Annotated in this window: 19 protein-coding genes and 3 pseudogenes; 13 read left to right on the top strand and 9 right to left on the bottom strand. The window is 69.6% G+C overall.

The window, feature by feature from the left end:
- Positions 1-357: 357 nt before the first annotated feature.
- Positions 358-748: pseudogene (locus tag ABT254_RS42520) on the top strand (ATP-binding protein); the annotation flags it as partial.
- A gap of 74 nt (positions 749-822) precedes the next feature.
- Here ABT254_RS42520 and ABT254_RS42515 read toward each other — a convergent pair.
- Positions 823-1,221 (bottom strand): annotated as a pseudogene (locus ABT254_RS42515) (GNAT family N-acetyltransferase); the annotation flags it as partial.
- Between the two features lie 558 nt (positions 1,222-1,779).
- Between ABT254_RS42515 and ABT254_RS42510 the strand changes: the two are divergent.
- Both ABT254_RS42510 and ABT254_RS42505 read left to right on the top strand, forming a co-directional pair.
- On the top strand, positions 1,780-3,195 hold the full coding sequence (locus ABT254_RS42510) for a DEAD/DEAH box helicase (RefSeq protein ID WP_351482969.1): 1,416 nt from the start codon (positions 1,780-1,782) through the stop codon (positions 3,193-3,195).
- A gap of 205 nt (positions 3,196-3,400) precedes the next feature.
- Positions 3,401-3,643, top strand: coding sequence for a DUF5302 domain-containing protein (locus ABT254_RS42505; protein ID WP_053663526.1), 243 nt, complete (start codon positions 3,401-3,403; stop codon positions 3,641-3,643).
- A 340-nt stretch (positions 3,644-3,983) separates the two neighbouring features.
- On the opposite strand, the gene ABT254_RS42500 is transcribed toward ABT254_RS42505, so the two are convergent.
- Positions 3,984-5,669 (bottom strand): ribonuclease J, encoded by a 1,686-nt coding sequence (locus ABT254_RS42500; protein ID WP_351482968.1) that lies wholly within the window; start codon positions 5,667-5,669, stop codon positions 3,984-3,986.
- An 831-nt stretch (positions 5,670-6,500) separates the two neighbouring features.
- On the opposite strand from ABT254_RS42500, the gene ABT254_RS42495 reads away from it, so the two are divergent.
- Positions 6,501-6,704, top strand: coding sequence for a cold-shock protein (locus tag ABT254_RS42495; RefSeq protein WP_351482966.1), 204 nt, complete (start codon positions 6,501-6,503; stop codon positions 6,702-6,704).
- A 349-nt stretch (positions 6,705-7,053) separates the two neighbouring features.
- On the opposite strand, the gene ABT254_RS42490 is transcribed toward ABT254_RS42495, so the two are convergent.
- Positions 7,054-8,094, bottom strand: coding sequence for an epoxide hydrolase family protein (locus tag ABT254_RS42490; protein WP_351482964.1), 1,041 nt, complete (start codon positions 8,092-8,094; stop codon positions 7,054-7,056).
- Between the two features lie 37 nt (positions 8,095-8,131).
- On the opposite strand from ABT254_RS42490, the gene ABT254_RS42485 reads away from it, so the two are divergent.
- Positions 8,132-8,692 carry a TetR/AcrR family transcriptional regulator gene (locus ABT254_RS42485; RefSeq protein ID WP_351482963.1) on the top strand — a complete coding sequence of 187 codons (561 nt, stop codon included), beginning with the start codon at positions 8,132-8,134 and terminating at the stop codon, positions 8,690-8,692.
- Between the two features lie 874 nt (positions 8,693-9,566).
- Here ABT254_RS42485 and ABT254_RS42480 read toward each other — a convergent pair.
- Positions 9,567-10,064, bottom strand: a pseudogene (locus tag ABT254_RS42480) (Rossmann-fold NAD(P)-binding domain-containing protein); the annotation flags it as partial.
- A 51-nt stretch (positions 10,065-10,115) separates the two neighbouring features.
- On the opposite strand from ABT254_RS42480, the gene ABT254_RS42475 reads away from it, so the two are divergent.
- The 3 genes from ABT254_RS42475 to ABT254_RS42465 are packed head-to-tail and all read left to right on the top strand — an operon-like array spanning position 10,116 to position 11,520.
- On the top strand, positions 10,116-10,598 hold the full coding sequence (locus ABT254_RS42475) for a type 1 glutamine amidotransferase family protein (protein ID WP_351483037.1): 483 nt from the start codon (positions 10,116-10,118) through the stop codon (positions 10,596-10,598).
- Positions 10,599-10,627: 29 nt separating this feature from the next.
- Positions 10,628-10,978, top strand: coding sequence for a hypothetical protein (locus ABT254_RS42470; RefSeq protein ID WP_351482961.1), 351 nt, complete (start codon positions 10,628-10,630; stop codon positions 10,976-10,978).
- Positions 10,975-11,520, top strand: coding sequence for a hypothetical protein (locus ABT254_RS42465; protein WP_351482959.1), 546 nt, complete (start codon positions 10,975-10,977; stop codon positions 11,518-11,520). Before ABT254_RS42470 ends, ABT254_RS42465 begins: the two co-directional genes overlap by 4 nt.
- Before the next feature lie 229 nt (positions 11,521-11,749).
- Here ABT254_RS42465 and ABT254_RS42460 read toward each other — a convergent pair whose 3' ends face one another.
- The 3 genes from ABT254_RS42460 to ABT254_RS42450 all read right to left on the bottom strand — a co-directional run bounded on the left by ABT254_RS42460 (position 11,750) and on the right by ABT254_RS42450 (position 13,475).
- Positions 11,750-12,040, bottom strand: a complete 291-nt coding sequence (locus ABT254_RS42460) for a hypothetical protein (protein ID WP_351482957.1) — start codon at positions 12,038-12,040, stop codon at positions 11,750-11,752.
- Between the two features lie 137 nt (positions 12,041-12,177).
- Positions 12,178-12,321: a hypothetical protein gene (locus ABT254_RS42455; protein WP_351482956.1), complete on the bottom strand. Its 144-nt coding sequence runs from the start codon at positions 12,319-12,321 to the stop codon at positions 12,178-12,180.
- Positions 12,322-12,893: 572 nt separating this feature from the next.
- A complete protein-coding gene (locus ABT254_RS42450; protein ID WP_351482955.1) occupies positions 12,894-13,475 on the bottom strand; it encodes a TetR/AcrR family transcriptional regulator in 582 nt (193 codons plus the stop codon).
- A 119-nt stretch (positions 13,476-13,594) separates the two neighbouring features.
- Between ABT254_RS42450 and ABT254_RS42445 the strand changes: the two genes are divergently transcribed.
- Positions 13,595-14,725: an FAD-dependent oxidoreductase gene (locus ABT254_RS42445; protein ID WP_351482954.1), complete on the top strand. Its 1,131-nt coding sequence runs from the start codon at positions 13,595-13,597 to the stop codon at positions 14,723-14,725.
- A 23-nt stretch (positions 14,726-14,748) separates the two neighbouring features.
- Here ABT254_RS42445 and ABT254_RS42440 read toward each other — a convergent pair whose 3' ends face one another.
- On the bottom strand, positions 14,749-14,964 hold the full coding sequence (locus ABT254_RS42440) for a hypothetical protein (RefSeq protein ID WP_351482953.1): 216 nt from the start codon (positions 14,962-14,964) through the stop codon (positions 14,749-14,751).
- Positions 14,965-15,030: 66 nt separating this feature from the next.
- A complete protein-coding gene (locus tag ABT254_RS42435) occupies positions 15,031-17,229 on the bottom strand; it encodes a helix-turn-helix transcriptional regulator (protein ID WP_351482951.1) in 2,199 nt (732 codons plus the stop codon).
- Positions 17,230-17,418: 189 nt separating this feature from the next.
- On the opposite strand from ABT254_RS42435, the gene ABT254_RS42430 reads away from it, so the two are divergent.
- From ABT254_RS42430 to ABT254_RS42415, 4 genes are all read left to right on the top strand, one after another.
- Entirely contained in the window at positions 17,419-18,633 is a 1,215-nt protein-coding gene (locus ABT254_RS42430; RefSeq protein WP_351482950.1) for an Acg family FMN-binding oxidoreductase, read from the top strand.
- A 68-nt stretch (positions 18,634-18,701) separates the two neighbouring features.
- Positions 18,702-20,282 (top strand): MFS transporter, encoded by a 1,581-nt coding sequence (locus tag ABT254_RS42425; protein ID WP_351482948.1) that lies wholly within the window; start codon positions 18,702-18,704, stop codon positions 20,280-20,282.
- Between the two features lie 89 nt (positions 20,283-20,371).
- Positions 20,372-20,830 carry a winged helix-turn-helix transcriptional regulator gene (locus tag ABT254_RS42420; RefSeq protein ID WP_351482946.1) on the top strand — a complete coding sequence of 153 codons (459 nt, stop codon included), beginning with the start codon at positions 20,372-20,374 and terminating at the stop codon, positions 20,828-20,830.
- A 45-nt stretch (positions 20,831-20,875) separates the two neighbouring features.
- Positions 20,876-21,304 carry an HGxxPAAW family protein gene (locus ABT254_RS42415; RefSeq protein WP_351482944.1) on the top strand — a complete coding sequence of 143 codons (429 nt, stop codon included), beginning with the start codon at positions 20,876-20,878 and terminating at the stop codon, positions 21,302-21,304.
- The last annotated feature ends 51 nt before the right edge of the window (positions 21,305-21,355 follow it).

Below are 21,355 nucleotides of genomic sequence, written 5' to 3'. Positions count from 1 at the left end.
ATGCGTTGTTGAACGCCAGCAGGCTCGGCTGCCCCCTGGCCGATCGGGCAGGAGTCGGGGGCAGTCACAGTGTGATGGTCCTTCTGAGGGTCGCGGGGTCAGATCCTTCGACGTGGAGAGCAGGCAGGCGGCGAATTCCGCCACCTGTGCCGCGGTCTGCGAGGTGCCGACGACCGTTGTGTTCAACCTACGGTCCCCCGTCCGGAATCGGGCGCTTGATCCGGCGTCCCCGCAGACAGCGCCTGGTGCGGCGAGAGCTGTACGCCTCGTCACCGCTGACGTGACCGGGTCCGTTGAGGGGCTGCTTACCCTGTGGGCGAATACTGCAACTCCCGAATACCGACACTCCACCAGTGGCAGCCGCTCTGCCTGATCGGCGACTCCGGTACGGCACGTCCCACCTGCTCATCGCCTGGGCACCGAGGCGGCCATGAAGGGCTACCGGGTCCGCTGCACACTCGCCACGAAGCTGGTGAACGAGCTGGTCGAAGCCGCCGACGAGAAGCAGCTGAACAAGACCATCGCCCGCTACGGCCGCGTCGACCTGCTCCGCATCGACGAACTCGGATCCCTGGAACTCGACCGGCACGGCGCCGGGCTCTGCTTCCAGGTCCTGACCGAGCGCGAGGAGAAGAACAGCGCCGCCATCGCCTCCGACGAATCCTTCGGTGGCTTGACGAAGACGTTCACCGATCCTGGTCTCTGCGCGGCCATGGTCGACCGGCTCACTTTCAACGGCACGATCATCGGCAGCCCCTCACGTCGGAACCCAGCACCCTCGGCAGTGCGCACGGAGGCCGTGTTCCACGGCTCCACCCACAGTTCAAGCCGGGGAATCCGCAGATCACGCAAGGCCCAGCCGACCACTGCGTCGACGGCAGCCACCGCGGCACCCTGACCGCGCGCCGACTTGACGACCCAGTAGCCCAGCGACGCACGGCCCTGTTCCAGGTCCCTCAGCCACAGCCCGACCTGTCCGACCGATCGATCGTCGGAGGTCACGATGACGAATGTATACCCCGCCCTTGTGGTCGCCCGGCTCCATTGCCGTTCGATGAACGCGACGCCCGCTGGCTCGGAATAGGGCGACGGCACCGTCGTGATCAACGGGATGTAGTCGTCTTCCGACGCCTCACGGACCAGCGGAAGGTCCGAAAGACGCCAAGGCCGAAGCGTGTATCCATCAGCGACGAGTTCAGGCACGTCAAGCGGTTGCTCCATCCGCCCATGCTGACGAGGTTCCAGACCGATCCGCACCTGGATTTCGAGCACCGCCCCGCACCCGTCACTTCTTCCAGAACGACGAGCGCACGGCGGCCTGTTGGCGGCTGTCGCCGGCCTGCGTCCAGGCGTACGCCGGCGATCTTCGGGCGGCACAGACCGGCAGCCGGTACGCAGCCATCGCCGAGGCGAGCGGGGACGTGTGGGGGCGCGCCCCGACTGGCGGACGAACGAACTGGTCCTCGCCGGCACCACGAGGACCGCATCGGGCCGGGCCTGTGCCGGGTGCCACTCAGCAACACCACCCCGCGGGCGAGCTGTCGAGCCACGCATCGAGCCGTACGAGCGGGGCGCCGGGCGGGCCAAAAACCCCTGCTGCGGGTGCGGGTCAGCCAGCTGGATCGCCGTGCGGAGCGGCGCGAGGTTATGCCGTGTGTTAGTCTGACGCGTTTGCGTGGTCGTCGCGGTGGGCGATTCTGTCTGTTCCGCTCGGCTTGTGCATGAGCTGTTCAGACCTGCCGGGCCTTCCTCGGTAAGTTCCCTTGCGGAAGGCTGTATATGAAGCATCCCAATCACCCCGGCATCGCTCACGGCAGCCCCACCCAGCCCGGGGCAACGACCCCGGCGCCGCTCCCGGCCGTCACCTTCGCCGGTCTGGAACTGCCGACGGAGATACTGCGGACACTGAGCGAACTCGGGGTGCGCGAACCCTTTCCGATCCAGGCCGCCACACTGCCCGATGCCCTGGAGGGGCGCGACATCCTGGGACGCGGGCGCACCGGATCAGGCAAGACGCTCGCTTTCGGCCTGCCGCTGCTCGCACGGACGGCCGGGCGGCGCGCGGAACCGAAGCAGCCCCTTGCTCTGATCCTGGTGCCCACCCGGGAGCTGGCCCAACAGGTCACCCAGGCGCTGGCGCCGTACGCCGAGGCGCTGCGGCTGCGGATCGCCACGGTCGTCGGCGGAACGTCGATCGGCCGGCAGATCGCCGCGCTGCGCCAGGGAGCCGAGGTGGTCGTCGCCACCCCCGGACGCCTGCACGACCTGATCGATCGCAACGCCTGCCGCCTGGGACGGGTGAGAATCACCGTGCTGGACGAGGCCGACCAGATGTGCGACTTGGGATTCCTGCCGCAGGTTGCCGACGTGCTCGACCAGGTGCACCCCGACGGTCAGCGGATGCTTTTCTCGGCCACTCTCGATCGCGACGTCGATCAACTGGTCCGCCGCTACCTTCACGACCCCATCGTCCACTCGGTCGACCCGGCCGCGGGCACAGTCACGACGATGGAGCACCACGTTCTGGTCGTCCACGGCCCTGACCGCTACGCCGTCATCACGGAAATCGCCGCCCGCGACGGCCGCGTACTGCTGTTCCTCGACACCAAGCACGCCGTCGACCAGCTCACCCGGCATCTGCGGGCCAGCGGGGTGCACGCCGGGGCCCTGCACAGCGGCAAGTCCCAGCCGCAGCGCACACGGACCCTGGCGCAGTTCAAGAACAGCCAGATCACCGTTCTGGTGGCGACCAATGTCGCGGCCCGTGGCCTGCACGTCGACGACCTCGATCTCGTGGTCAACGTCGACCCGCCCACCGATGCCAAGGACTATGTGCACCGGGCGGGCCGCACCGCCCGCGCCGGTGAGTCCGGCAGCGTGGTCACGCTCGTGCTGGCGGGCCAGCGCCGCGAGACGAGCCGCATGATGGCCGGGGCCGGCATCGAGGCGACCGTCACCAAGGTGCGCTCGGGCGAGGCGGAGCTGAGCCGGATCACCGGCGCCAAGACTCCCTCCGGGATCCCGCTCGACGGCGAGCCCGCCGCCCCCCGACCCAAGAACACCAACGCTCCCTTCCGCGGCCTCGGCACCAGCAAGGGCACCTCCCGCGGCGCCGGCGGCAAGTCCCGAAAGGCGGCCGAGGCCCGCAAGCTGGCCGAAGCCCGCAGGGCCGCCCTCGTGCGTCGCGACGGCTGAGCGCCGTTGCCCTGGCAGCCTGGCCACGGGATCGACAACCCTCAGCCTGGCCCGAAGCCGTGCTGTGTGCCTCACCTACGAGGTCGACGCCCTTGGCGCGAGAGGGATGCCCGCCGAAACGGAGCAGGATGATGTTGCCGGCGCCTCGCACTGCGCCCGGCATGACAAGCTGTGCTTGCCCACCCCCCGAACCCAGGAGGTCACCATGACCGCAGAGCCCGTATCTACGGAAGGTTCGGAGCCGGCTGCCCCGGAGACGTCCCCTCTGGAGCCGGACAGCGACGGCAACTACGACCTCAAGCGGAAGTTCCGCGAAGCCCTGGCGCGCAAGCGCGGTGCGCAGGCGGATGCCGCTGATGTTGCCGCCAAGTCCGATGCGTCGAAGGTGCGTTCGGCGCACGGCCCGGCTGCGAGCCAGCGGTCGTTCAGGCGCAAGAGCGGCGGCTGAGTCGATGAGTCCCGCGATTTAACCGCTGCACCGGCACTCGCGCTGTCCACTCGCCCGTCCCTTGCAGCGGCCCGCAGCGTGCGCACGCCCGTGCGCGCGTTGCGGGCGGGGCGCAGCCGGGGGACTCGCCTGGGGGAATGGCCCAGATGCGGTTGGCTCGGGTCGTTGCCGCCGCCGAAGTGGAATTCCGGGATGAGGGCACTGCCTTCTCCGAGAGTAGGCGGCCGGTGTCGCGCGCCTTGCGTGCCCCTGTGCCGCTGTGAGAATCGACCGCGGTTTGTCCGCGGTTGCGGTGGCGGGGCCGCCACCGCAACCGCGGACCGTGCTGCCGGGCCGCGGCTCAGGCGTCGATGATGACGGGGATGATGAGCGGCTTGCGACGGTGGGTGCGGAACGCCCAGTTCGCCACGGCGCGGGCGAGGAGCTGTTCGAGTTGGCGCGCGTCCCCGACGCCTTCCTCGGCTGCGGTGGCCAGGGTCTTCTCGATGACGGGGATGACCGGCTCGAAGGTGGTGTCGTCGTGGACGAAGCCGCGGGCCAGGAAGTCGGGGGCCTCGGCGAGGGCGCCGGTGTCCGCGTCGACGATCGCCACCACCGTGACCACGCCTTCCTCCGCGAGGGTGAGGCGGTCTTTGAGGGACGCCTCGGTGGCACCGCCGACTTCCATGCCGTCCACGTAGACGTTGCCGGCGGGGACCTTGCCGGTGATGGACGCGCGGCCGTCGACGAGGTCGACGACGACGCCGTCCTCGGCGATGACAACCCGTTCGGGGTCGACACCGGTACGGATGGCGAGGTCGCCGTTGGCCCGCAGATGGCGCCATTCGCCGTGCACGGGCATGACGTTGCGGGGTTTGACGATGTTGTAGCAGTAGACGAGTTCGCCGGCGCTGGCGTGCCCGGAGACGTGCACCTTGGCGTTGCCCTTGTGGACCACATGGGCGCCCCACCGTGTGAGTCCGTTGATCACCCGGTAGATGGCGTTCTCGTTGCCGGGGATGAGGGAGCTGGCGAGCAGGACGGTGTCGCCCTTTCCGATGCGGATCTGGTGGTCGCGGTTGGCCATCCGTGACAGCGCGGCCATGGGTTCGCCCTGGGAGCCGGTGCACACGAGAGTGATCTTGTGGTCCGGGAGCTTCTCCAGCTCCTTTGTGCTCACGACCAGACCGGAGGGGACCTTCAGATAGCCCAGGTCACGGGCGATGCCCATGTTGCGGACCATGGAGCGGCCGACGAAGGCAACCTTGCGGCCGTGCTGGTGGGCGGCGTCCAGGACCTGCTGGATGCGGTGCACGTGGCTGGCGAAGCTGGAGACGATGACCCGGCGCGGCGCGGTGCGCATCACCTGCTCGATCGCCGGGTTCAGCTCTCGCTCGGAGGTGGTGAAGCCGGGTACTTCGGCGTTCGTGGAGTCGGTGAGGAACAGGTCCACGCCCTCCTCGCCGAGGCGGGCGAAGGCGCGCAGATCGGTGATGCGGTCGTCGAGAGGGAACTGGTCCATCTTGAAGTCGCCGGTGTGCAGCACCATCCCGGCCGGGGTGCGGATCGCGACCGCGAGGCTGTCGGGGATGGAGTGGTTGACCGCCACGAATTCGCAGTCGAAGGGCCCGAAGCCGCGCCGGTCGCCCTCCCGCACCTCCACCGTGCGCGGCCGGATGCCGTGTTCTTTGAGCTTGGCCTCCAGGAACGCCAGCGTCAGCTTGGAGCCGACAAGGGGAATGTCGGACCGCTCGCGCAGCAGGTACGGCACGCCGCCGATGTGGTCCTCGTGGCCGTGGGTGAGCACCACGGCCACGATGTCGTCCAGCCGGTCCCGGATTGAGGTGAAGTCCGGCAGGATCACGTCCACGCCGGGCTGGGTCTCCTCGGGGAACAGCACGCCGCAGTCGACGATGAGCAGCTTGCCCGCGTGCTCGAAGACGGTCATGTTGCGGCCGATCTCACCCAGGCCGCCCAGGGCGACGACCCGCAGCCCCCCTTCTGGAAGGGGCGGGGCGGCTTTCAGCTGGGGGTGTGGATGACTCATACCCTGACGGTACCCGCAGAGCGGGACAGGATGATCCACTGCCTGTGCGATCTCCTTTTCCCGACGGAGCGGGGCACCCGCAGCGTGCCTCGGCACCATCGGATCACGCCGGCGACCCGGGACAGGGAGCGGTGAAAGCGATGCCACCTTCCCTGGCCGAACCGTTCGCCCGGTGCGGGAGAAGATCTCGTGCGTCTGTCGCCTGTTTTCCGGCGTTCGGCGCCTCCCGGCGGGCCTCGGCACTTGTCCACTCGCAGTAGTCGAGACTCGGGTGTCCTCGGCGCTCAGGAGCAAGTGGGCTGAGAGGCCTCAAGGCAGCCTCCTTCGCCGGGCAGACAGATGGCGGCGTCCCAGAATCGCTTGCCGCCCCCGCCCGCCATGCTGGAAGCCGATGTGGTGCCCCATCGAGGTCGCGCGGGGGCGGCTCGTCCGCGGTCTCGAGCCGGTTCCGGGAAGTCGAAGGTGACGTCGTGTGGGGAGGGGCAGGTCACGCATGATCGGTGGGGCCCACCCGGAGAACAGTCGGCGGCGGGGAGAGGCCATGCTTCGCCGCAGCCTTGTTGCAGAAGAAGGGCGCGAACTGCTTGATCACCGTCGGCCGAGCCTCACGGGCGAGCGATCCAGCCCTTTTCCGGGCCGGATGCTGGCGCGTTTTGACTAGCGGCTGCCGTCATGCCGTTATAGCGTTGTGATCAGCAGTCGTGGTTCCGAAGTTCCGTTCGCCCGTGATCGCCTCACGGGCGTTCTTGCTGTTCAGCACCTCTCCGGACCAGGGCGATCACCTCCCGGTCGCGCAGGATGCGTGCCCGGTTTCCCTCAAAGGAGACAGTCATGGCCAAAGGCACAGTGAAGTGGTTCAACAGCGAGAAGGGCTTCGGCTTCATCGAGCAGGAGGGCGGCGGCCCCGACGTCTTCGCCCACTACTCCAACATCGCCAGCCAGGGCTACCGCGAGCTGCAGGAGGGCCAGAAGGTCGAATTCGACGTCACGCAGGGCCAGAAGGGCCCGCAGGCTGAGAACATCCACCCCGCCTGATCACGCCCGCCCCGGTAAGGGCCCGGCCTCCCGGCTTCGGGACGCCGGGCCCTTGGCATCACGCGATGGTTCATCTGACTACGGTGTGCGGCCGGGTGCTGGCCTGGGACGGGCAAAAGGGACACCCGTTTGTTTGACACCCAGGTCGCCCGACGCATCAGTCCGGCTCCCTTGGTCGCTGGCGACGCCGTTTACATGGCCGCATTCGGCCCACGGCGGCTTGTAGTCTTGCGCCGCAGCTCCCTGGGAGAGAGCTGCGGCGCAAGAGCTCAGGCGGCGCCTTCACCACCACGCCTGTCGGCGACGGCTGAAAAGTGGACCAATGGCGCCGCCGTCGGCAGACTCCGTTTCAGACGCCCAGTTCGACCGCGGTGTGTACGTCGCCTGCGAAAGCCTGGGGTTGTTCCCAGGCTGCGAAGTGGCCCCCGGCGCGGTGTTCCACATAAGCGCAAACGTTCAGGAACGCCTCGGCGTAGCTTCGCGGCTCCGGTTTGATGTCGCGCGGGAACACGGAAAGCACCGTCGGCGTGTCGATCCGGTCAGGGAGGGCGACCGGTTCGACGTAGGTGGCGAAAGAGGTGCCGATCGTGCCGGTGACCCAGTAGGCGGTGACCCAGGTGAGAAGCTCGTCCGGGGTGAAGGCCGCCTCGTCGGACCAGGACTCCAGCTTTTCGACGATCCACGCTGCAAGTCCGGCGGGGGAGTCGCCAAGGGCGGCAGCGAGTGTGTTTGGCCGCGTCGACTGTTCCGCGATGTACCCGCCTTCGGTCCGGAACCACTGCGCCGCCTGGTCGAGATAGGCCGCCGCGTCGGGCGCGAGCTTTGCCGGGTCCGCCGTGAGCGCGCGCCGAGGCGCGATGTTCGTGAGGTGGAGAGCAGCTACCCGGTCCGGTCGTTCGGCCGCAAGGATCTCCGCGACGGTGCCACCCACGTCGCCACCGGACACCGTGTACCTGGCGTACCCGAGCTCATCAAGGGCGGTCGCGACGATCCTGGCGATCCGGTTGACTGACATACCGGGCAGGGTGAGTGGGGCCGAGAACGGGAAACCCGGCAGTGCGGGAACCACCACGTGCATGTCCGTGAGCAGAGGCAGGACGCGCTCGAACCGCAGCACCGAGTCCGGCCAGCCATGCAGCAGCACGACAACCGGGGCGCCGGGGTTGGCGGACCGCTGGTGGACCAGCCGTAGGTCGGTGTCGTCTGCTCGCACCGTCACCCAAGGGAACTCGGCGATACGACGCTCATGCGCGCCCCAGTCGTACCCGTTCGCCCAGTGGTCGAGCAGTGCGGTGAGGCGAGTGCCGCCGACGCCACGGGTCGCGTCGTCGCTCCAGGGGGTGACTACGCGCCGCGTCCGCCGGAGTCGTTCTCGCAGTTCATCGGTCATGTGTATGAGCATACACATCATGTGTATGCTCATACACATGACTTTTCGTGACGCGATGGCGACCAGGCAGCGGATCCTTGAGCATGCGCGTCGTCTGTTCGCCGGGCAGGGGTTCGGGGCGGTCACGGTCAAGGACGTGGCCGACGCGGCCGGCGTGTCGCCCAACCTCATCACGCGCTATTTCGGCGGCAAGGACGGCCTGTTCGTGGCCGCAACGAGAGTGGAGATCCCGGTCTCCACCGCCTTGGACGGCGATCGTTCCGCGCTGGGTGCGCGCCTCGCGGCGAGCATCGTCCAGCGCTGGTTCGGTGCGCCTGGGGAGGACCCGCTGCTGGTGCTGCAACGCGCGTCGGGCGAACGCCCTGAGGCGGCGGAGGCGCTGGCCGCCTTCCTCGACACGAACTCGCTGGAGCCGCTGCACCGCTTCCTGTGCGGCAGCGGCCTGGACGATGCGGAGGCCCGCAGCCGGGCCGCAGCGATCGACGCCTTCGTGCTCGGCGTTTCGACCCGCCGCCGGGTGCTGCGTTCCGAACTCGGCGACCCCGCTGACCTCCAAGCCTGGCTGAGTACCACCATCCAACGCCTTGCCGACGGATGATCAGGCACCGCAGAGGCACCCGGACCCTGACCGAGAACGTTCGAAGCGTGGGGGTCACGCTGCAAGGGGGCCTGCGCGTTGCCTTCGCTCGACCGGCTGCACCATTCGGCGGGGGCCACCCTCCATCAGCGGATGAGCGGGATGGCCGACTTCGCGTCGAGGCGGAGCCGGGTCAGTACGCGCCAGTTCTTCAGGTGCACCTCACCGTCGAGCAGACTCAAAAAGCCCATGGGCATCGTGCGCACGGCCGGGCAGCGGGGCATTTCCTCGCAAATTGAGCCGGTCTCGAATAAGGTCCGGGTCCGCGTCTCGGACCGGTCAGGCCGTCAACACTCGGCCCGATCGGTTGCGTGCGAACAGGGCGTACGCCTCCCGGAAGAACCGAGCTTCACGTGCGGCGGTGCGGGATCCCCTGCACCATCCCGGATAACAGAGCAACTGATCTGGTGTGCAGGTGATTTGGGGTGTCCGCAGTGACTGATGACCACGCGTAGAGCTCTACGTAACGCCAGCCGAAACTGGCCGAAGGGTGAGCACATGCCGAAGACCATCGTCCCCTGCGCGAGCGACAGAATCGGCCGGTCGGCGGCTCGCCGGCTGGTGCGGCACGGGCACCGGCATCATCGGCCCGACTCGGACAGGACCTTGTCCGAGCCGGGCCGGAGCTGGCATCCGGCGGATACTCAGAGAGAAGGAGCGGTGGCGGACCGTCGAGCCCTGACCCATTGCTGCTGAACTGTGGTTCTGGGGCGCCCAGTTGGTCGGCCTGGAGTAGTGGCGCTCCGCGATCAGCGCGCCCCCCGTCACCAGTGCCGGATCCAGGCTGACGGCCCCGACCGCCGGTGACGCCCGTCATCCGTGCGCGTGCCCGGGCTCAGGTCATGGGCATGAGTTCGGGCAGGGTGAGGGCCGAGTGGGCCGGTCGTCCCTCCGTGGAGGACACGGTACTGAGATTGCGCAGCATCTCGTTGCGCTGCTCCAGGGCGCGGGCGGTGGTGGGGAAGAGTGTGGCGTCGCCCTTGCCGACCTGGTCCTGGTTCACGGTCACGAACTCACGGGTGTTGTGTTCGTAGGCGGCGAAGCCCGCGGCGTGGTCCCGGTCGGCCAGGGAACCGGCGAGCATGTACGCGCCGACGAGCGCGAGGCTGGTGCCCTGCCCGGTAAGGAACGAGGGTGCGTACGTGGCGTCGCCCACCAGTGCGACTCTGCCGTTGGACCAGCGGGGCATGCGGATCTGGCCGACTGCGTCGAAGAACAGGTCATCCGTGTCGCGCATGGCGGCAAGCATGCCTGGGGCTTCCCATCCCGCGTCGGCGAAGACCGCAGCGACCAGGTCCCGTTGGGCTTCGGGGTTCCCGAACGCGTCGAACGGCGATGGAGTCGTTGAACAAGGGCGCTCGCCTCCGGAAAGCCACTGGCGATCGTGTGCCATGCCCCCTCCGCGCTGCTGGCCACCAGGATCCACGGCGAGTCGCCCTTCAAGGGCTACCGGGTCACCGGCTTCACCAATGAGGAGGAGTTGGCTGTCGGGCTTGCCGACAAGGCGCAGTGGCTGCTGGAGGACGAGCTGAAGGAGAAGATCGGGGTCGAATTCAGTCGCGGCCCGATCTGGGAGCCGTACACGGTGGAGGACCACAACCTGTTCACCGGGCAGAACCCCAGCTCGGCGGCTGTCCTGGCACAGCGGCTGATGACGGGCAGGGTACTGGCTGGTCCGGTCCTTGATGGTCTTCGGCATGGTTCGCTCCGGCGGGTGCTCCGAGCCGGGCCGCGACGCCTGCCGGGGCTCCCGGATCTTCACGTCCCCCCAGGTACCCGGACGGGCCCCGGTACGACGTCCGTGCCCGGTTGCACGGGGCAACTTGGACGATTCGAACATTCCGGGGAGCTACTGCGGTACCCGTGACGGCGGAGACCGACCCGAGGAGGGAAACGGTGCCGCAGACAGACGATGAACTGCTCGCCTTCGACACCAGCGAACTGGACGACTGGTCCGAGGACCACGCGCGAGCCGCCCTCGGCGGAAGGCACGGCGCCTCGTACCGCAATCATCTGCTCATCGCCTGGCACCTCGACTCCTGGGCGGAGGCCGAAGGCCGTCGGAGGGAGGTCGACGCGCACTACAAGGCCGGATACAGACAGGCTCTGCAGGACATGGCCGCCTTTCTCAGACAGACCTACTACCTCCCCCGCGGCCCGGACCGAACCCCGGTGACATCCGGCTTCGCGCTGGTCCACCAAACGCATGCCGACAGGCCCCCACAACCTGAGGAGACTGGCAGATGAACGTCCTACCGCACTCCGGCGTCGCCCAGCGCCGCCCCACCGGACGAAGCGCCGACACGAAGCTGCTCGGCATCTATCTCAACGACCACCTCGCCGGCGCCACCGCCGGCACCGAACGCGCCATCCGCCTGGCGCGAACCGCCCGCGGTTCCGCGCTCGGCCGCGCGATCGAGCCCATAGCGGCCGAGATCGTCCAGGACCGGAAGGCGCTGTTGGACATGATGAGAGACCTCGGCATCCCCGTGCGCCGCTACAAGGTGTGCGCGGGCTGGGCGGGCGAGAAGCTGGGACGGCTGAAGCTCAACGGCCACCTGCTACGCCCCTCCCCGCTCGGCACCGTACTGGACCTTGAAGCCCTACGGCTGGGAGTCGAGGGGAAGGTGGCCGGCTGGCAGAGCCTGCGTCGGCTCAGCGCCGTCGACGCGCGTCTGGACCCGGCCCGGCTCGACACGCTGCTCGAACGAGCTCGGCAGCAGCAGGAGAGGATCGAGGAGTGGCGCGTCCGCCAGGCCGAGGAGGCCCTGGCCACCACAGCCCACTGAGCTTCCGCGTCAGGGAGTCGCAGCCCACGCAGCGAGATCATTGTGGGGACGTATGGCCCTGCGTGTTCGACACGTCATCAGTGTGTGCCCGCTGGAAGGTCCCATACAGCGGCCACGGGGCCGGTATGAGCAGCACTGCGCCGCAGGCCAGGGCCAGGAGACAGGCGCAGAGCACGGCGGCCTGGGAGGCGGCATGGTCCACGGTGAGACTGCCGACCAGCATGGCCGGCTACTGGGCCGCGCCCCATGTCCACACGATCGCGGCGACGGTCAGCGCAGCCGCTCCCCGGGCCGCGACGTGTCGCCGCCGCGTCAGCAGGCCGAGGCCCGCGACACCGCCGATCGTGCTGAGAAGGGCGAGGGGCAGCGCCCGGTGGGTGAGTCCGTGGAACAACTGGGGAGCGTCGGCGTGCAGCACGCCGATCCCGGCCAGGGCGACGGCTCCGCTCGCCAGTCCGCTGGCCACCGCACGCCAGCGGCGAGCGCTCGGTGTCGCGAGGCAGAGCAGAAGCCGCGGCACGCGAAGCTAGCTTTGGAACCAGATTGACCCGACGACGAATGCCCGGTGGAGCCGGACTACGGTGTCGTCGGCGCCCCATCCATCGTCCTTGAGCCAGTTCGGTCCGTTGACGATCAGCGCCACGATGACCGGGACCGTCATACCGATGAGGGCCAGCTCTCCGTCCGCTTCCAGGGTTCTCGGGCGTCCGTGGAGACATCACCGTCTCCGGTCTCGCTCGCGCCGACCGGGTTGACCGCACCTTCCTCGCCCGCCACCGTGACCTGCTCGAACGCGTCCACGCCGCAGCCGCCTCACCTGAAGAAGGCCGGATCGCGGCCGTCGGCCAGGCCTCGCCGCGGGCATTCCTGACCAACGCCCTCGAGCGGAACAGGCGGCTGACAGTCTGGGTCCGGCAGATGGAGAAGCGTCCGTCCGAGCTCGGTGAAACCGCATGGCAGGAAACCGGCCTTGGCGCGTCCGCCGACATCGACCAGCTTCAACGCCACATCAGTTGCTCGAACAAGACCTGGCCGACATGAGAGGCCGGCTCGCTGAGCGGACCGAGGAACTTGATGCAGCGCGGTCGGCTGACCGGGAACTGACCCGGGCGCTGACCAAGCCCGCTGACGGCATCTGCGGCAGAGCGTCGCCGGGTCACGTAAGGACCTCGTCCCGATAGGCGGCAGGCCTCCGAGACATCTTCTGTCTTCCTTCCTCTTCCTGAAGGCCGGATTAGAGCGACGACGTAGCAGGCGCATCCAGTTCGGGCAGGATCTGTGTGATCACGACGACCCGTTCGGCCCCTTCGGGGCACCCGCCGCAGCCTCCGGCGCGTTTCGCGGTAGCGCGCGATGACGGTGGGAGAGCGGCCCTACTCGGGGTCGAGCACGGCCTGGATGGCTGGGGCCAGGCCCCTTTCGATTTCGTCCGGTGTCAGGGTGGTCACTGCCGGGAGGCGCAGCAGGTAGCGGGTGAGCCCGAGGCCGAGGAGTTGCGCGGAGACCAGGCCCGCGCGCTGTGCGGCGACTGCCGGGCCCAGGGCGGCGGCGAGCGTTGGGGCGACCTGCGCCGCGAAGATCTCGTGCATCCGTGCCGCGGCCTGCTCGTTGGTGACCGCCGATCGCATCAGGACGAGCAATGCGTCGTCGGCCGGGTCGCCCTCCCAGCGTTCGAGGAAGTGCCGCACCAGGGCTTGGGCGAGCCTGTTCGCTGGGACGCCCGTGAGGTCCGGCAGGCGCAGGTCGATGGCGAGTGTCGCGTCGAAGAGCTGGGCCTTGTTTCCGAAGTAGCGCATGACCATCGATGGGTCGATGCCGGCGTCGGAGGCCACGGCTCGGATGGTGGTGCGTTCGTAGCCCTGGGCCGCGAATCGTTCGCGTGCGGCGCGCAGGATCGCGGCCTTGGTGCGGTCTGAGCGCCTGTCGGTACTGGTGATCTTGGCGGTGTGCGTCATGTCAACGACTGTAGGCCAACGTATGTTGACTTTCCAGCATGACGTCGCGCATCATGTCAACGAACGTTGGCCAACATACGGTGGCAAACGCCTGTTGACGCGTCCTGGAGGAAAACGACATGAACACCACCGCACTCCCTGACCGCACGGAGGTCGCCATCGTGGGCGGCGGCCCGACCGGACTCGCTCTCGCGGTCACGCTCGCTTCGGCCGGCATCGACTTTGTCGTCCTGGACCGGCTGGCCGAGGGTGCGAACACCTCGCGTGCCGCCGTCGTCCACGCCCGCACCCTGGAGGTCCTGGACGAGCTGGGAGCCTCCGAGGAGCTGATCGCGCGAGGCGTCCAGGTCACCCGGTTCGCCGTCCGCGACGGCGCCCGCAGGCTGCTGACCGTGCCGTTCGACCAGCTGGCCACGCCCCATCCGTACACGCTCATGGTCCCGCAGTACGAGACCGAGAACGTGCTGCTGGACCGGCTGCGCGCGCTCGGCGGCGATGTGCACCGCCCCTACGAGGTCGCCTCCGTCGTGCAGGACGAGGACGGCGTGACACTCACCATGACCACCGGCGAGACGCTGCGCGCCGCATATGCTGTCGGCGCCGACGGCATGCACAGCACCGTGCGCGAAGCGGCGGGCATCGGCTTCACCGGCAGCGCCTACGCCGAGTCCTTCGTCCTTGCCGACGTGGTGATGGACTGGGCCCCGGGCCCCGCCGAGGTCTCGCTCACCTTCGGCACTGCGGGCCTCACCGTCGTCGCCCCTCTGCCGGGCGGCCACTACCGGGTCGTCGCCACCGTGGACGACGCGCCCGCCACACCGGACATCGACTTCGTCCAGCAGCTGCTCGACGAACGCGCCCCCGGCCAGGCCATGGTCACCGACCTCGCGTGGTCGTCACGGTTCCGCGTGCACCACCGGGTCGCCGAACACTACCGTGCCGGCCGCCTGTTGCTGGCCGGCGACGCCGCCCACGTCCACAGCCCGGCCGGTGGGCAGGGGATGAACACCGGTATCCAGGATGGCTACGCCCTCGGCCGGGCTTTTGCCGACGAGCAGCTCGACGGCTACGAGGCGCAGCGCCGCCCCGTCGCTCAGCGGGTGGTCGCCTTCACCCACCGGATGACCCGCGTCGCCACCACGCGCAACCCGATGGCCCGTGGGGCACGCAACACCGTGCTCCCGCTGCTCGGCCACACGGCCCTGCCGAAGAAGCTCGCCACCGAGCTCGCCGAGCTCAACTACCGGTAGTGCGCAGGTTGTTCGGGGCCCGCTCAGGCCGTCTTCTCCTCGAAGGCCAGCACGTGGTGGCCGGTGTCCCACAGCAGGGTCAGCAGGGCGCGTACCGACGCCTGGTCGATGTTGTCGACCACCAGGACGGTGCCGTCCGCGCCCGGTGTCGACACGTGATCGAACCTGGTCCGGACCACGTCCAGCACGGTGCGGGAGATCGGTCCGCGCGTCGTCAGCTCGTAACGGGGAGGGGCCATGCGTCCAGGGAACCCTTCGCCTGGGTGGCCGCACACCACCCGCCGGGAGAAGCACCCGGGGTGGGGTCAGATCAAGCCGAGTTCGCGTCCCACTGCGACCGCGTCGTGCCGGGAGGCGACGCCGAGCTTGCGGTACAGGCTCTTGTTGTACGCCTTGACCGTGTTGATCGACAGGAACATCGCCGCCCCGATCTCTCGTTGGGTCGCCGGCCCCTGCAGTGCCCGCAGGATCGACAACTCACGGTCGGTCAGTTCCTCCGCGAGGGCACCGGAGCGTACGGCGGTACGGGCGCCGGCCCGGCCCAGCCGCGCCTCGCTCTCCTCGAGCCGCCGCTTCGCGTAGCCGCTCACCGCATCCTCCTCCACTACCTCACGGGCCCGGGCCAGCGCGGCCCGGGCGGCGAGCCGGTCACCGCAGGCGAGTTCGGCGTCCGCGAGGTACAGCAGGCCGAGAAAGAGTGTCGTCGGCCGTGGGTGGAGTTCGGCGAGGGCGACGGCACGGCGCAGCAGGACCGCGGCCCCCTCCACGTCGGAGTTCAGGTAGCGGAGGCGGCCGGCGGCGATCCGCAGCGCGGCGAGCCCTGGGGTGCTGGCCTCCCTCCCGTCGCGCTCGACGGCGTCGGCGGTGGGACCCGCCTCGCGCAGCACCCGGCCGCACTCTTCGCGGTGGTCGGCCTCGACAAGGCTGACCGCCAGCATGCCCGCTACAGCCATCACGGTCCACAGGGGCCAGGAGTCGCGGTGGCGGTGCTGCCACACGTCGAGAAGCAGGGGCGCGGCCTCGTCGAAACGGCCGTCTCGAGCCAGCACGCCACCGAGCGTCGCAGGGACGTGGGGATGCGCGGTGACACCGTCGGCGGTTTCCAGTTCGAGAGCCTGCCGCGCCAGGGCCACGGATCGCGCGGCTTCGGCATCCGACATGCCGAAGCCCGCGCGCACGGTGAGCACGGCACCGCGAAAGCTGTGCCAGCCGGCCATGACCGTGTCCGGGGTACTGCGCACCTCGCACACGTCCAGCCAGCGGTTCACACGGTCCTGCTCGCCGCAGAGCGCCGCCGCGAAGGCCAGCGAGTAGGCCAGCTCCGGGCCCGCCGCTCGTCCGGGCAGCCGCTCGCCGAACTGCAGGTACGTCGCCGCGGCCCCGCGGCGGAAGAACCAGCTCTCCGCGTTGCGCAGCATCAGCTCGGCGGCCTCGTCGTCGCGGTCGGCCCGCAGCAGGTGGTGCACCGCGTCGTCGATGCGGTCATGGTCGGCGAACCAGATGGCGGCGTGGCCCAGGACCTCACGTGAGTCCGTCGTGGACTCACGTCCCAGAACCTCCCGGAGCAGATGATGACACCGATACCACTGCTGCTCGCCATCCAGCGCTGCCACGAACAGATCGGCCCTGACCAGGTCGGCCAGCACCCCGGCCGATCCGGTCACTTGCAGTGCGGCATCGCACAACGGACCGGAGAGCCGTTCGAGCGGCGCGGCCCGCACCAGCAGGTCGCGATGGCTCGGCGCGAGGCCCGGCAGGACCTCCGCGGCGAAGTAGTCCAGCAGATGCCGGTCATCGGCGTGGGCCTTCGCCGGGTCCGTGCGCAGGGCGAGTGCGGCCAGCTGCAGGCCGGCCGCCCATCCTTCCGTCCGTTCCCATACGGCTGCCGCGACCGCATCGTCGAGGTCGTGCCCCGACACCGCCGACACCAGGGCCGCCGCCTCGGTGGGCGAGAAACGCAGCTGTGCCGCCCGCAGCTCGGTCAGGTCACCGCGGGCCCGCAGCCGTGCGATCGGCAGCGGCGGGTCCGTGCGCGAGGCGATCACGATCCGCAACGAGGCGGGCAGGTATGCCACCAGGTACTCGACCGCCTCGTGGATCCGATGATCGGCGATCAGGTGGTAGTCGTCCAGGACCAGTACGTGCGCCACCGCGGTCGCTGCCAGTTCGTTCAGCAGCATCGGCAGCGCGAGGTCGATGGGGGAGACGCTGGCCGCGTCCAGTGCCTGCAGCGGCGCCCTGCTGATCGCGTCTCCGGCGTTGTGCAGCGCGGTGAGTACATAACTCCAGAACCGGACTGGTTCGTCGTCGTTCTCGTCGAGCGAGACCCAGGCGATGCGGCGCTTCTCCTCGGGGTCCGCCGCCCAGCCGCTGAGCACACTCGTCTTGCCCCATCCTGCGGGCGCCACCACCACCGTCAGACGCGTTTCGGTCAGACGCAACTGCCGCTGCAGGCGTTCACGCGGGACCGCGCCGGCCCGGGCCGGCGGGATCACCTGCTTCACGGCCAGCAGAGGCCGCGTAGGACTGTCCGACGTCACGACGCTCCCGACCTGCGGCCCGGTACCGCAACCCGACGCCGATTCTGCCAGCCCCACCACCCCGGGTACATCTCGCGGCGGGGTGGTGCGCAGGCACCCTGTCCGGCGCGAGTCTCCTGCCACAACCCGAGGCCGCGCGACAGGAGAGAGGCAATGGCCACTGACACCGTCACAGACGAACGCCCGGAGATCGCCTTCACCCGCAGGGACGCGCTGAAACTGGCGGGCCTCGGCATCGGCTCGGTAGCCACCCTCGGTGTGGGCGTCGGCGGACTGCGGGCCGTCACCAACGGCGCCTTCAGCGCCGGATCCGGCGACCCGTACGACCTCTGGCACGACTGGAGTTCGATGTCCGGCATCGAGCGGGTGGTCGCCGCCGGCGTCCTGGCGTGCAACCCGCACAACACCCAGCCCTGGCGCATCCACGTCGACGGGGACACCATCGACGTGCACTCGGATCCCAGCCGGAGAATGCCGCTCAACGACGCCAGTGGCCGCGAACACTTCGCCGGGCTCGGCTGCGCCGTGGAGAACATGGTGATCGCCGCCGGACCGGCCGGATTCACCGCAGGCGTCACCCTTTTCCCGGACGGCGTCGCCTCGGAACGTGTTGCGCGGATCGTGCTGAGCGCCGGCGGCAGCGGGCGGGACCGCGCCCTCGCCGCCGCGATCCCGCACCGGCACACCAACCGCGGCCCCTACACCTCCGCGCCCGTCGACCTCGGCGGCTTCACCGAGCAGAGCTCCCGCATCGACGGGGCGAGCGTACTGTGGATCACCGAGGCGCAGGCACGGGAGCGGCTGGGACGGCTCTACGTCGAGGCCACCGAGGCGATCACCGCGGACACCGCCCAGTCGACCGAGGCGTTCACCTGGTTCCGCAGCTCGCGCGACAGCATCGATAAGCACCGCGACGGCCTCACCCTCGACGGCCAGGGACTCGGCGAACTGACCCTCTTCGCCGCAAAGGTCCTGCCGGCACAGTCCCGCAAGGACGGCGACGCCTACTGGGTCAAGGCCACCCGCGAGGTGCACACCGCGACCGCCGCCGCCTACGGCGTCATCACCGTGGACGACGTCACCGACCGCACAGCCCAGGTCAACGGCGGCCGGCTGCTGGCCCGGATGCACCTCACCGCGACCACGCTCGGCCTCGGCCTGCACCACATGAACCAGATCACCGAACGCATCGACCGCGACACCGCGGCCGGCACCCCCGATGTCTTCTCCGCCCGCTGGGCCACCCTGCTGGGCCGCCCCGCCTCGACCGGCCTGCTGTCCTTCCGCATCGGTCACCCCAAGCGCACACCGGGCCTCAGCCCGCGCCGCAGCCTCGGCGACGTCGTGACGCCGTCGGTGACCAGCTGACCCTGCGAAGCGCAGATCCACAGCGCCGCTCGTCCACCTGTTTCTTTCGTCCCAAAGGAGGTTCCCCCATGCCCGGCTCACCCGTGTCGGACCAGACCGCAGGACCGGTGCGCGCCTTGCGCCCCGGCGCCGTCCTGGCCGTGACCTGCCTGGCCCTGGCGACCGTCGTATCGGCGATGGCATCGCTGAGCGTGGCGCTGCCCGACGTCGCCCGGGAGACGCACGCCAACCAGACCCAGCTGTCGTGGATCATCGACTCCTACAGTCTGATCTTCGCCTCATTGCTGCTGTTCGCCGCGACCCTCGGCGACCGCTTCGGCCGTCGCAAGGCCCTGCTCGGCGGCATGGGACTATTCGCCGCGATCTCGTTCGCCGCGACCTTCACGGATGAACCGGGCGTCCTGATCACCTTGCGTGCCCTGCTCGGCGTGGCCGCCGCGTTCGTCATGCCCGCCACCTTGTCCACGATCACCAGCACATTCCCCCGCGATCAGCTGGCGCGTGCCATCAGCATCTGGGCGGCGGTCGCGGGCGCGAGCGCGGCGCTGGGGCTGTTCGCCTCCGGGTTGCTGCTGGAGATGTGGTCGTGGCGATCGGTGTTCTGGCTGAACGCGGTGATGGCCGCCGTGGCGTTCATCGGCACCCACTTCTTCGTCCCGGAGTCCGCGCAGCCGGGCAAGCACCGGGTGGACGTGGTCGGAGCGGTTCTCACCGTCGCGGGGCTGGGCATGCTGGTCTACTCGGTGATCGAGGCGCCCGAGCACGGCTGGGGCAGCACGCGGACCCTGGTCGGTATGGCCATCGGGCTCGTCGTCCTGGCCGCCTTCGTCGCCTGGGAACTGAGGCACCCGCATCCCCTGCTCGACCCGAGGCTGTTCCGCCACAAGGCGTTCGCGGCCGGGTCGATCTCGACCACCCTGCAGTTCTTCGCATTCTTCGGGTTCATCTTCGTCACCATGCAATACCTCCAACTGGTGCGCGGTGACAGCGCCTTGATGGCCGCGGTGAGCGTGCTGCCGATGTCCGCGGCGATGATCCCCAGCGCCCGGCTCGCCCCGCGCCTGGTCGCCCGGAGAGGCGCCCGCGGTCCTTGGACCGTCGGTCTTCTCCTGGTCACCACCGGCCTGGTCGTGCTGGCCCAGCTCGACACCGGCAGTTCGTACTGGCTGGTCGTGGGCGGGCTGGTGCCGCTCGGGGCGGGCATGGGCCTGGCCACCACGCCGGCCACCGCAGCCATCACCGATGCACTGCCTCCCCGTCTGCAGAACGTGGGCTCGGCCGTGAACGACCTCTCACGCGAACTCGGGGGCGCTCTGGGCATAGCCGTCCTCGGCAGCCTCATGAGCGCCCAGTACCGCGACGAACTCGACACCAGTGGGCTCCCCACCCCCATCGCGCACGCGGCCCGCTCCTCCCTCGCCGCCGCCAACCACATAGGCCACACCACAGGCAACCCAGCACTGATCGAGCGGGCCCGCGACGCCTTCGCCTCCGGAATGCACCTCGCACTCGTCAGCGGCGCCGCGACCACCCTCCTGGCCGCCGTCGTCGTCACCCTCCTGCTGCGCCGAAACGGCAAACCGGGCACGACCGCGGTGGAGACGCAGACCGGCGGCACAGCCCGCGACACGGCGAAGGCGACGGCGTAGCAGCGGCCGGCTGCCGGACACATCCACCACGACGGGCGGCGCGAGGGACCACGATCCGTCCCGCGCGCCGTACCGGGAAGGGAACCAACATGGCCCCACCGCGCACGCAGGCGGTGCACCAGCCCGGCCCTGAGCGGTTGCCGGAGCCTCTCGAAGCCCTCACCCGGGCCTTCGCGCTCCTCGGCACACGCGGCACCGGGCTCGTCATCACGGCCCTGGCCAAGGGCCCGGCCGACCTCCACCTCCTTCACGAGCGCGTCCCCGGCCTCAGTGACGGCCTGCTCACCCGACGCCTTCGGGAGATGACCGCACTCGGCCTGGTGGTCCGAACCGACCACCCGGGCACCCCCACACCCACCCTCTACACGCTCGCCTCCCACGGCAAGGCGCTTCTCATCCCCCTGGCCGCCCTGACCGTGTGGGCACAGGACCACCTCTCTGCGCAGGCCTCCGAGCAAGCGCGAGCTCCGCAACGCGACCGGGCGGGGGCGGGCCACGGTGGCCCGAGCGGTCGCGCCACGGCCAGGGGAGACAGCGCCTCGTCGTAAGCGCCGGCCTGCCCCATCGATATCCACAGAACCGGAATTGAGAAAATGAGCGCACACGAAAACGTCGACCTGGGTCATACGGTCGCCGGCTGGACCGGAACAGCCGTCGCACTGGTCGGCTTCTGCGTCGCAGGTCTCGGCGTCATCGCCGTGTCCGCGGCCTTGGTGATCTCCGGCGCCGCAGTGATCGCCCTGGCCGCGGTCATCACCTGGCTCCTCCACCTGGCGGGCTGGGGCAAGCCCAGCGGCCCCCGCCCGGCCGACCAGTGGCACTGGCGGGTGAAGGACCTCGGCGCCCGGCAGGGGCACCCAAACTGCCTGGGGTGCCGTATGGCCGGAAGGCGCGTCGAGGCGGCGGTGAACAGCGCACAGCCGACGTCCGCGGCCGCCACCTTGCCGCCGCCGCGCCAGCGCCCGCACCCCTTCGGCATCCAGGCAGCAGAGCCTGTGGAAGAGGGCCGGCCGCTCCTCTAGCGGCCGCGCCGCCGACTACCCGTCGGAAAGCGTCTTCGAAACAGAGACAGA

It is taken from the genome of Streptomyces sp. NPDC001137 (assembly GCF_040298885.1).
GTDB lineage: Bacteria > Actinomycetota > Actinomycetes > Streptomycetales > Streptomycetaceae > Streptomyces.
This window is presented reverse-complemented; position numbering and strand designations above follow the sequence as displayed.

What these genes read in the sequence shown, in the direction of transcription:
- ABT254_RS42510 (WP_351482969.1), top strand. Translation starts at nt 1,780, where the DNA reads ATGAAGCATCCCAATCACCCCGGCATCGCTCACGGCAGCCCCACCCAG.
- ABT254_RS42505 (WP_053663526.1), top strand. Translation starts at nt 3,401, where the DNA reads ATGACCGCAGAGCCCGTATCTACGGAAGGTTCGGAGCCGGCTGCCCCG.
- ABT254_RS42500 (WP_351482968.1), bottom strand. Translation starts at nt 5,669, where the DNA reads ATGAGTCATCCACACCCCCAGCTGAAAGCCGCCCCGCCCCTTCCAGAA.
- ABT254_RS42495 (WP_351482966.1), top strand. Translation starts at nt 6,501, where the DNA reads ATGGCCAAAGGCACAGTGAAGTGGTTCAACAGCGAGAAGGGCTTCGGC.
- ABT254_RS42490 (WP_351482964.1), bottom strand. Translation starts at nt 8,094, where the DNA reads ATGACCGATGAACTGCGAGAACGACTCCGGCGGACGCGGCGCGTAGTC.
- ABT254_RS42485 (WP_351482963.1), top strand. Translation starts at nt 8,132, where the DNA reads ATGACTTTTCGTGACGCGATGGCGACCAGGCAGCGGATCCTTGAGCAT.
- ABT254_RS42465 (WP_351482959.1), top strand. Translation starts at nt 10,975, where the DNA reads ATGAACGTCCTACCGCACTCCGGCGTCGCCCAGCGCCGCCCCACCGGA.
- ABT254_RS42450 (WP_351482955.1), bottom strand. Translation starts at nt 13,475, where the DNA reads ATGACGCACACCGCCAAGATCACCAGTACCGACAGGCGCTCAGACCGC.
- ABT254_RS42445 (WP_351482954.1), top strand. Translation starts at nt 13,595, where the DNA reads ATGAACACCACCGCACTCCCTGACCGCACGGAGGTCGCCATCGTGGGC.
- ABT254_RS42440 (WP_351482953.1), bottom strand. Translation starts at nt 14,964, where the DNA reads ATGGCCCCTCCCCGTTACGAGCTGACGACGCGCGGACCGATCTCCCGC.
- ABT254_RS42430 (WP_351482950.1), top strand. Translation starts at nt 17,419, where the DNA reads ATGGCCACTGACACCGTCACAGACGAACGCCCGGAGATCGCCTTCACC.
- ABT254_RS42425 (WP_351482948.1), top strand. Translation starts at nt 18,702, where the DNA reads ATGCCCGGCTCACCCGTGTCGGACCAGACCGCAGGACCGGTGCGCGCC.
- ABT254_RS42420 (WP_351482946.1), top strand. Translation starts at nt 20,372, where the DNA reads ATGGCCCCACCGCGCACGCAGGCGGTGCACCAGCCCGGCCCTGAGCGG.
- ABT254_RS42415 (WP_351482944.1), top strand. Translation starts at nt 20,876, where the DNA reads ATGAGCGCACACGAAAACGTCGACCTGGGTCATACGGTCGCCGGCTGG.